At 42.5% G+C, this 8114-nt stretch carries 9 protein-coding genes; 3 read left to right on the top strand and 6 right to left on the bottom strand.

Going from position 1 to position 8114, the window contains the following annotated elements:
* The coding region (locus tag ACE1B6_RS06890) for a FecR family protein (protein WP_413256510.1) at nucleotides 1-1542 on the bottom strand (1542 nt) is incomplete at its 3' end.
* A gap of 336 nt (nucleotides 1543-1878) precedes the next feature.
* Between ACE1B6_RS06890 and ACE1B6_RS06895 the strand changes: the two genes are divergently transcribed.
* Nucleotides 1879-2958 (top strand): hypothetical protein, encoded by a 1080-nt coding sequence (locus tag ACE1B6_RS06895; RefSeq protein ID WP_413256511.1) that lies wholly within the window; start codon nucleotides 1879-1881, stop codon nucleotides 2956-2958.
* On the opposite strand, the gene ACE1B6_RS06900 is transcribed toward ACE1B6_RS06895, so the two are convergent.
* A complete protein-coding gene (locus tag ACE1B6_RS06900) occupies nucleotides 2948-3775 on the bottom strand; it encodes a sulfurtransferase (RefSeq protein ID WP_413256512.1) in 828 nt (275 codons plus the stop codon). The genes ACE1B6_RS06895 and ACE1B6_RS06900 overlap by 11 nt on opposite strands.
* A 198-nt stretch (nucleotides 3776-3973) precedes the next feature.
* On the opposite strand from ACE1B6_RS06900, the gene ACE1B6_RS06905 reads away from it, so the two are divergent.
* Nucleotides 3974-5053, top strand: a complete 1080-nt coding sequence (locus ACE1B6_RS06905) for a class I SAM-dependent methyltransferase (protein ID WP_413256513.1) — start codon at nucleotides 3974-3976, stop codon at nucleotides 5051-5053.
* A gap of 212 nt (nucleotides 5054-5265) precedes the next feature.
* On the opposite strand, the gene ACE1B6_RS06910 is transcribed toward ACE1B6_RS06905, so the two are convergent.
* From ACE1B6_RS06910 to trxA, 3 genes are all read right to left on the bottom strand, one after another.
* On the bottom strand, nucleotides 5266-5634 hold the full coding sequence (locus tag ACE1B6_RS06910; RefSeq protein ID WP_413256514.1) for an aspartyl protease: 369 nt from the start codon (nucleotides 5632-5634) through the stop codon (nucleotides 5266-5268).
* Complete coding sequence (locus ACE1B6_RS06915) at nucleotides 5631-5948, bottom strand: hypothetical protein (protein WP_413256515.1); 318 nt, start codon at nucleotides 5946-5948, stop codon at nucleotides 5631-5633. Before ACE1B6_RS06915 ends, ACE1B6_RS06910 begins: the two co-directional genes overlap by 4 nt.
* Nucleotides 5949-6033: 85 nt before the next feature.
* Nucleotides 6034-6351, bottom strand: coding sequence for a thioredoxin (gene trxA, locus ACE1B6_RS06920; RefSeq protein ID WP_413256516.1), 318 nt, complete (start codon nucleotides 6349-6351; stop codon nucleotides 6034-6036).
* Between the two features lie 146 nt (nucleotides 6352-6497).
* Between trxA and fabG the strand changes: the two genes are divergently transcribed.
* Nucleotides 6498-7262, top strand: a complete 765-nt coding sequence (fabG, locus tag ACE1B6_RS06925; protein WP_413256517.1) for a 3-oxoacyl-[acyl-carrier-protein] reductase — start codon at nucleotides 6498-6500, stop codon at nucleotides 7260-7262.
* Nucleotides 7263-7420: 158 nt separating this feature from the next.
* On the opposite strand, the gene ACE1B6_RS06930 is transcribed toward fabG, so the two are convergent.
* Nucleotides 7421-7825 (bottom strand): hypothetical protein, encoded by a 405-nt coding sequence (locus ACE1B6_RS06930; protein ID WP_413256518.1) that lies wholly within the window; start codon nucleotides 7823-7825, stop codon nucleotides 7421-7423.
* Nucleotides 7826-8114 lie beyond the last annotated feature (289 nt).

The raw sequence follows: 8114 nt of genomic DNA on the forward strand, positions 1-8114 counted from the left end.
CTGGCGGCGCTGGCGGCGCTGGCGGCGCTGGTGGCGCTGGTGGTGCGGGGTCTGGCGGCGCGGGCGGCGCGGGCGGCGGGGGGGGTGGCGGCGGGGGGGCGCCGCGTGGGGGCGGGGGGGGTGGGGGCGGGGGGGCGCCGGCGGGGGGGGCGCCGGTGGTCCTCCCTGGGGGGGCGGGGTTGGGGGTGGCGTTGGTGCTTCCACTGGCGGTGGCGGTGGTGGGGGCGGCGGTGGTGCTACCACTGGCGGCGGTGGTGGGGGTGCTGGCAGGGGTGGTTGTTGCAAGGACGGTGCTGGCGGTGGTGGTGGCGCTGGCGGCGGGGGCGGCGGGGGTGGCGGGGGTGCTGCTTGTTGCAAGGATGGCGCGGGTGGTGGGGGTGGCGGGGGTGGCGCGGGTGGTGGAGGCGGCGGGGGTGCTGCTTGTTGCAAGGGCGGTACTGGCGGCGGTGCTACGGGGGGCGCTGCCGGGGGTGGTGGTTGTTGCAAGGATGACGCTGGGGGTGGTGGTTGATTTAACAAACCTTCCCCAGCTTCTACGGGAGGAAATGATTCTAAAGGATTTCTATAAGTAGGTAAATTGTTTGGTAATGGTGAATTCGGTTCTGGGGGGATGGTTTTAGATTCATCAAAGGCTAATGCTAAATCACAATCTGAACTGTTCTGAGAACTAGCAGTAGGAGAAAAAGAAATTTGCAATTGGAAAGATTCGTCTGCTGCTGTGCTTCCTTGCTTTCCGGCAACGCCTGAAGCAGTGCATCGCAAGACAACTTGGTATGGGTTGGATGTATTTGAGGGAAGGCGGACAAATTGCGGATTTTCTAGAATACTTTCGCCTGTTACAGGAGGTTGAGCAGCTAAAGCAGTGGAAGTTTCTATTTGAACTTGTGTAGGTGTATTGGTGGCAATTTGGTTTGTTAATTCGGTTAGATTGAGTCCTTTGGTTAATTCACTAGTTTCATAAAAAGTTTTGAGATCGAAATCATATATGCCTGTAATTCTGTCTTTTTCGATGACTGCTAGCTGTCCGGCTCGCAGTCCTTCTCTTTGGGAGCCAGTTTGGTTAAATACTTCTATGTTGCTATCTGTGAGTGCACCTACGATCGTTGTATTTGTATCAGGAATGTAACGTACAAATAAGGCAGATCCCCGGATTCCGGCTCTGGCGTTGGGTGTTCGCACGCGAGTTTCACCGCGTCCAGGGGGAATCAGTAGTAACATGGTTCCGTTATTCAGCCGAAAAGTACGGGTATTGGGTAAAAACAAGAATACGGCTTGTTGACCAATACGGGCTAAGGAACCATCATTAAAGCGTAATTCTGCTAAGGATTGGGGGCCAGTGGCTAGGGAGTCTCCGGGACTGACTCGATCGTATATCCTCGCAGGTCTTCCTCCTTGACTTTGTGGAATTAGTCGCACTAAATTGCGTATGCTTTCGACAACTGCTCTGGTTAATGGCGTTTGGGCACGTACCGCCTTGGGTATTGATAAGGCTATAATGCCCGATAAAATTACGCCTAGAAGCAGAATTAACTTTTGAGACATGGCTCTACCTCAAGCAAGAAAACCCGTAATATCGTAATTAGAATAGGCGCTTTAGCCCCATACTACAAAAATAGGGTCTTTAGTGTCGGCTTGATTACACTTTCGGGTGAATCGAATCAACCACTTAAGCGTTATTCCTTAAGTAAGCTTTGGGTGTTGATACTAATTTAATCTAACTTTGTGGGTGATTTTAAGTTGAGAATTACTTCAAAATCAGTATTTAAGTGGAAATTTCTTTGTGGGAGCGCCATTATTAGCAAGCTAGGTCTTTCTTTACATCACTATTTAAATTTACGGCGGCAGCCTCAAGAAAATCTTTTTTTCTGGTTTTTCTTGGTGTCTAGTGGTGTTGCTTGTTTGACTTGGGAATTGAATGCTGCTGTCGCTAGTCCTGGGACTGCTTTGGAAAAGGAGCATTTAATGGCTGATTTTTCCGGGCAAAGTTTATCTCATCTTGCTCCTGGGGAAGAAGCTGTGTTCAGTTCGGTAAGTAAGTCAGCAGCAGATTTGCAAACTCCTGGTTTAGGGGTGAAGCTTGACGGTGTGATAATTGGCGAAGGTTTAACATTGGATGATGTTCAACCAAAAGATGTTTCTGATTCTAGTTCTTCTGTGGCTCAAACGGAGACTGAATTGGAACAAGAAGATGTGGAGGTCGATCCTGATTTGGGTAGGTTGCGGTTGCGGTTAAGAAAAGTTCCACCTACGGAACGTCAACCTGTTTTGTATTTTGTGCCGACGCTAAATTTTTCTCGGAGTAATAATCTTTTTTATAATATCGATCCGGTTACGGATTCAATGTTTTCTCCGGGTTTATTGTTTTGGTCAACTCCTAAGATTGGTGCGAGAACTTGGTTAAGTTTGTCTTTGGATGGGAATTTGACTCGTTATTTTAAGGAGTCTCAGTATGATTATAATTTGGTGCGGTTTAAGGCTGGGGTTCGTCAGCAGTTAAATTCTCGGATGACTGGTGAGGTTGGTTGGTATAATCAACAGTTGTTTCGGACTAATGGCGATCGCTTTTTGAAGGAAGATTTCTTCTATTTGTGGCTATCACGACGAGATTTTCTGAACCCCAAATTAGAGTTGTATTCTTATTATAATGTGGCTCTGGATTTGGCCGATCCAGATAATCTCAGCCGATTTACTCACTTTTTAACTGTGTCTTTAGGTTACTATATTCGCCCGAGTTTCCAAGTTGGTGTGGAATATCAATTTTTTCTCTCTGACTACACCAAGGTAAAGCGATTAGATTATTTTAATCGCTTCCTTGGTCGGATTACTTACAGTTTAAATCGCCAGAATCAATTGGTTTTTAGGTTTGGCTTTAGTACTGGGAATTCTTCGGAAAGTTATCTGAATTACAATGATTTTTTATTTAGTCTTACTTACAGTATTAACTTTCCTATTTATTAAGGTAAGAACACCAATCACTCCAACTACCTGCGTAAAGTTTGGCGGTTTTAATTCCGGCTATTTCTAAGGAGAGTAAGTTGACGCAAGCTGTTACTCCAGAACCGCAATAAACGATTATTTCTTCGGCATTTTCTACTTCTGACCAACGGCTTTTTTGTGCTGTTGGTGGTTTGGCGTTTCCTTGTTCGTTTGTGACTTCTTGCCAAGGGTAGTTTACTGCACCGGGAATGTGTCCGGCGATCGGATCTATTGGTTCTTTTTCTCCCCGGTAACGTTCTCCTTCTCTGGAGTCAATTAATACAACTTCGGGTAAATCTTTGCGGGTTTTTACGGTTTCAATATCGACGACCATTGGCGATCGCAAATTGACCACAAATTTTCCTGCTTTCCCACTTGGTATACTTTCCGACACCGGATAATTACCATTCACCCAAGACTTCCAACCACCATCTAACACCGCTACTTTGTCATGTCCTAAATAGCGCAATAACCACCATAACCGCGCCGCAAATCCAAAGCGAGAGTCATCATAAATCACAACTAAAGTTTCTCCCGAATTTACGCCAATTGCTCCTAACTTTTCGGCTAATTCTTCTATATTCGGTAAAGGATGTCTTCCCCCATGTTCTCCCACTGGTGAGGAGAGATCTTGGTTCAAGTCCAGATAAAATGCGCCAGGAATATGATTAATTTGATACTGTTTGCGTCCTAATTCTGGATCGGCTAAGGAAAAACGACAATCTACAATGATAACTTGGGGATCTTCTAGATGCTCAGATAGCCATTGAGGAGAAACAATTAAGGGAGTGTCAGACATTGGCGATGCTTTTGCTAGATTTGAGGATAAAATTGGCTGATTTAAAGTATATTTTGCTTAACTAGAGTTGGCAAGCTCCGCGGACTGCTTGAGTAGGTAAGTTGAGTCAGGTGAGAGCGATCGCATAAATTTAATCACTAACTTTGAGTTAAAATCGAAAATCAATCTGACAGATCTCAAGCAAGGGAGACTAGCAACTTGGTCGCTTCTAAAGAAACACCAGCAACAACAGAACAACAGCCTTTGATTACCGATCCGGCTGTACTAGAAAAAATCATTATCGGCAAACTTAATAGTCGCATTTATCCCCGTGGAGAATTGGTACTACCTTGCGTACCCTCCATGTTAGATAATTACATGAAGCGACTGAGAATACTGTTTGAAACCTTTGGTAGACCTTTCTCAGAAACAGAATTAGATCAGTTGCGTCAGATTCTTAGTAAAAGACTAGAGCAAGGATTTGCCGTTTCTCCCCACTCTAACGTAATCATTAAATACGAACCAGCTAAAGCACCGGAAGTGGGTTTAAGCTGCAACATTTCTACAGCAGTTTCCACAGTAGCAGACCAATATAAAAACTGGGTAGAAACTAGAAAACCACCTTTATTTGGTTCTCATCCAGATGCCAAACTGATGTCTGTGGTATCAGAAATGAACCAAGATCCTGGTACTACACCAATTTTAGATGTAGGTGCCGGAACAGGTCGCAATACATTACCTTTGGGAAGATTGGGTTATTTAGTTCATGCTGTAGAATTAACTCCCGCTTTTGTGCAACAAATTAAAGCAGCTGTAGATGCAGAAAGTCTACCAGTAGTAGTTACTGAAGGTAACATTCTCGACCCAATGGTGAGAATGCGACCTGCACACTATAAATTAGCAATTGTTTCTGAAGTAACTTCCCATCTTCGTGATGCAGATCAATTGCGACTTTTGCTAGCAAAAATGAGTGATGTATTACGTTCTGGTGGTTTATTACTGTTTAATGTTTTCTTGGCAGTTGATGGTTACGAACCAGATCAAACCGCTAGAGAAGTTTCAGAAATTGCTTGGTCTTCTCTATTTACAAGAGCAGATTTACAATCAGCAATGGAAGGTTTACCATTAGAAATAGTTTCTGATGAACCAGTATTTGAATTTGAAAAATCACATTTACCAGAGGAAGCTTGGCCCCCGACAGGATGGTTTATTAATTGGTCAACTGGTAGGGATATTTTTCCCATAGCTAATGGTAAGCCACCAATAGAATTGCGTTGGTTACTTTGCAAGCGAATTTAAACTAATTGTAGGGTGCGTTAAGCTGTTACGCATTTAAATCACTTATTAACGAGTAGGGTGCGTCAGATGGTAAAGCCTATGTAGAAAGGAAAATATCTAAATCTGACGCACCCTACAATATGACTTTTAAATGCGTAACAGCTTAATGCAGTGTGACGCACCAATAATTTTTTTAGATAAAGCTGATTTCTGAGAGTTGGCGATCGCTCTTTTCAACCATTCCCCAAAGTCAAAATACCTGATAACATATCCACCACCAACCGCCGACTTCTTAACCATTGCCGACCAATTAAAATTTCGGGAACTCCATTTCCAACATGAACCGGAATATCAAACTCTTCTCCATCTATTCGCATTTTTCCAGCATAGATGCCAAACTCAAAATCTCCTTGTGCTGTTCCCATTACTTGTTGCTCTACAAAAATCCAATCAAGTCCATCTAAATCTTGATAATTGATTGCTACCCAACCAGAAAATCCTGTATCCAGTAACGCCTCAACTGGTAACTCTAACCCTTCCCCAGTAATCAACTCAATTTCAAAAAACAACTCATCACTCTCGCCAAATCTCCCCTGAATCATATTGTGCCACAAACCCCTGTTTCATTAATCCGAAAAAGGTGTAACTTACGATGAGGATATTTCTCAAGAGCCATTTTTGTTGCCACCATGTCATTTTTATCGATAAAATAATCTCCACTCTCAGGCTCAACAGCAATATACCAGTTGTAATGAGTTTTAATTAACTCTGGTTGCACTTGTTTAAAAATTACTTCGCAACGCTGACGAAAGGCTTTACTTTCAGCTTGCCATTGCGCTTTCTTTTCCTCAGACCATTGAATTTCTGGAAAAATTCTGCCTCGTCGCACAACTCGATTAGATTTTGTTTCACTCATTGTCTTTTCGGTGCAAAAAACATTAGTTTAATTATAAAACCACCCAACTCAAAGAATCAGGTGGCTTAAGTAATTTCTCGATCGATCACAGGAAATTTTGTAACCTTTGAATTAGTTGTTTCGCTTGAACTACGCCTTCAATTCTGTCTACAGGTTCGGCATTCTTAAACAGAATTAAAGTTGGCAAAGCGTAAATATTATGTTGTGATGCTAACTCTTGATACTTTTCGGAATTAATTTTTACAATTCTTAATCGATCGCTCAATTCAGCATTCACCTCTTCTAAAATCTTTGCCATTATTTTACAAGGGCCACACCACTCAGCATAAAAATCCACCAACACAGGCAAATCCGACTTGCTTAACAAATCGTCAAAACTCGTGAACTCTTGTTTTGTCGCCATATCATAAAACCTTTTTTTTGAACAACCATAAATACATCCTAATTCCTGATTGAAAAAATTCTGTCCGACTAGGGTACGAATCAACCTAAGATAGTTAGCGCAGTGTTTTTACTTACTGTTGCATTTAGAGAAAAAAGGAACTCTTCATGGAAAAATTGCCAGAGAATCTTCAGCGTTTACGTGGACAAGTTGCTATTGTTACTGGCGCATCACGGGGAATTGGTCGCGCCATTGCTTTAGCTTTAGCCGCAGAAGGTGCAAATGTGGTAGTTAACTACGCTAGTTCCAGTACCGCAGCTGATGAAGTGGTAGCCGAAATTAACAGCTTGGGGTGTGAAGCTGTCGCCTTACAAGCAGATGTTTCTCAAGCGGAACAAGTAGAAAGTCTCCTAAATGCCGTTACCGAAAAATGGGGTCGAGTTGATATTTTAGTCAATAACGCCGGAATTACCCGCGACACGCTTTTATTACGCATGAAACCAGAAGATTGGCAAGCAGTAATTGACCTGAATTTAACAGGTGTTTTCCTCTGTACTCGCGCCGTTAGTAAACTAATGCTAAAACAACGTTCTGGTCGAATTGTTAATATTACTTCTGTAGCTGGACAAATGGGAAATCCCGGTCAAGCAAATTATAGTGCTGCTAAAGCTGGCGTAATTGGTTTTACTAAAACTATTGCCAAAGAATTTGCTAGTCGAGGAATTACAGTAAATGCTGTGGCACCTGGATTTATTGAAACTGATATGACTAGCAATTTGAAATCTGAAGAAATCCTCAAATTTATTCCTTTAGGTCGTTACGGAAAACCCGAAGAAATTGCTGGGATGGTGCGTTTTTTAGCTGCTGACTCTGCTGCTGCTTATATTACTGGACAAGTGTTTAATGTGGATGGTGGAATGGTAATGGCTTAAGCAATTTTAGATTTTGGATTTTCGATTTCTGATTTTGAATCTTTGTTTAATCGAAAATCTTAAATCACAAATCTAATATGTCTTGAGAGTGAGGTAAAACACGATTCACTTCACTCTCAAAAATGAGTGAATGAAAATTATTCAGTATTCAAAAGCACTCAAGGTTCCATTTTTACTTTTACTCGACAACCGATGTTGAATATACTAGAACCACATTCCAGAGCTATGGGTTTACCATCACTTTCCTTGGCACTACAGCTAACGTAACCATTATTATCGGTGTCCCTCATCATACATTCGATGGGTTGAGCATTGGCACGTCTAGACCAATTATTTAGTCCCATAGTTGCTACTATGTTGACCCAATAGAAGCCTATAGTAAATATGCCAATAGCAAAGATAGCTAAAATTGTACCAATGATGCCTGCTTTCAGTTTCCAATTACTGAATAATCCACTATTTGTAGCTGGAACTGCTTTTGTTGCAGGAGGAGTAGCAACTGGGGTAGGAGTTACAACACTCGGAGATTGATTTGTTGTTTGTTCTGGTTGAGTTTCAGACATGGGAGGTTTCCTAATTCATTAACTCATAAATTTAAAAGCAACCGTCACCAGGGAAGGTAGCCCACAACTAAACTGTAACACCTCAGATTCCGAGCTTCACATTACCAAAATACGGGTTCGGAAAATGTGTTCTTTAGGATGAATTTAGATTGCTACTGGTAGTTTATAAGCTGTTACGCATTTAAATCACTTATTAACGAGTAGGGTGCGTCAGACGTTAAAGCCTATGTAGAAAGGAAAATATCTAAATCTGACGCACCCTACAATATGACTTTTAAATGCGTAACAG

This window comes from Floridaenema fluviatile BLCC-F154 (genome assembly GCF_041929135.1).
Classification (GTDB): Bacteria; Cyanobacteriota; Cyanobacteriia; order Cyanobacteriales; family Aerosakkonemataceae; genus Floridanema; species Floridanema fluviatile.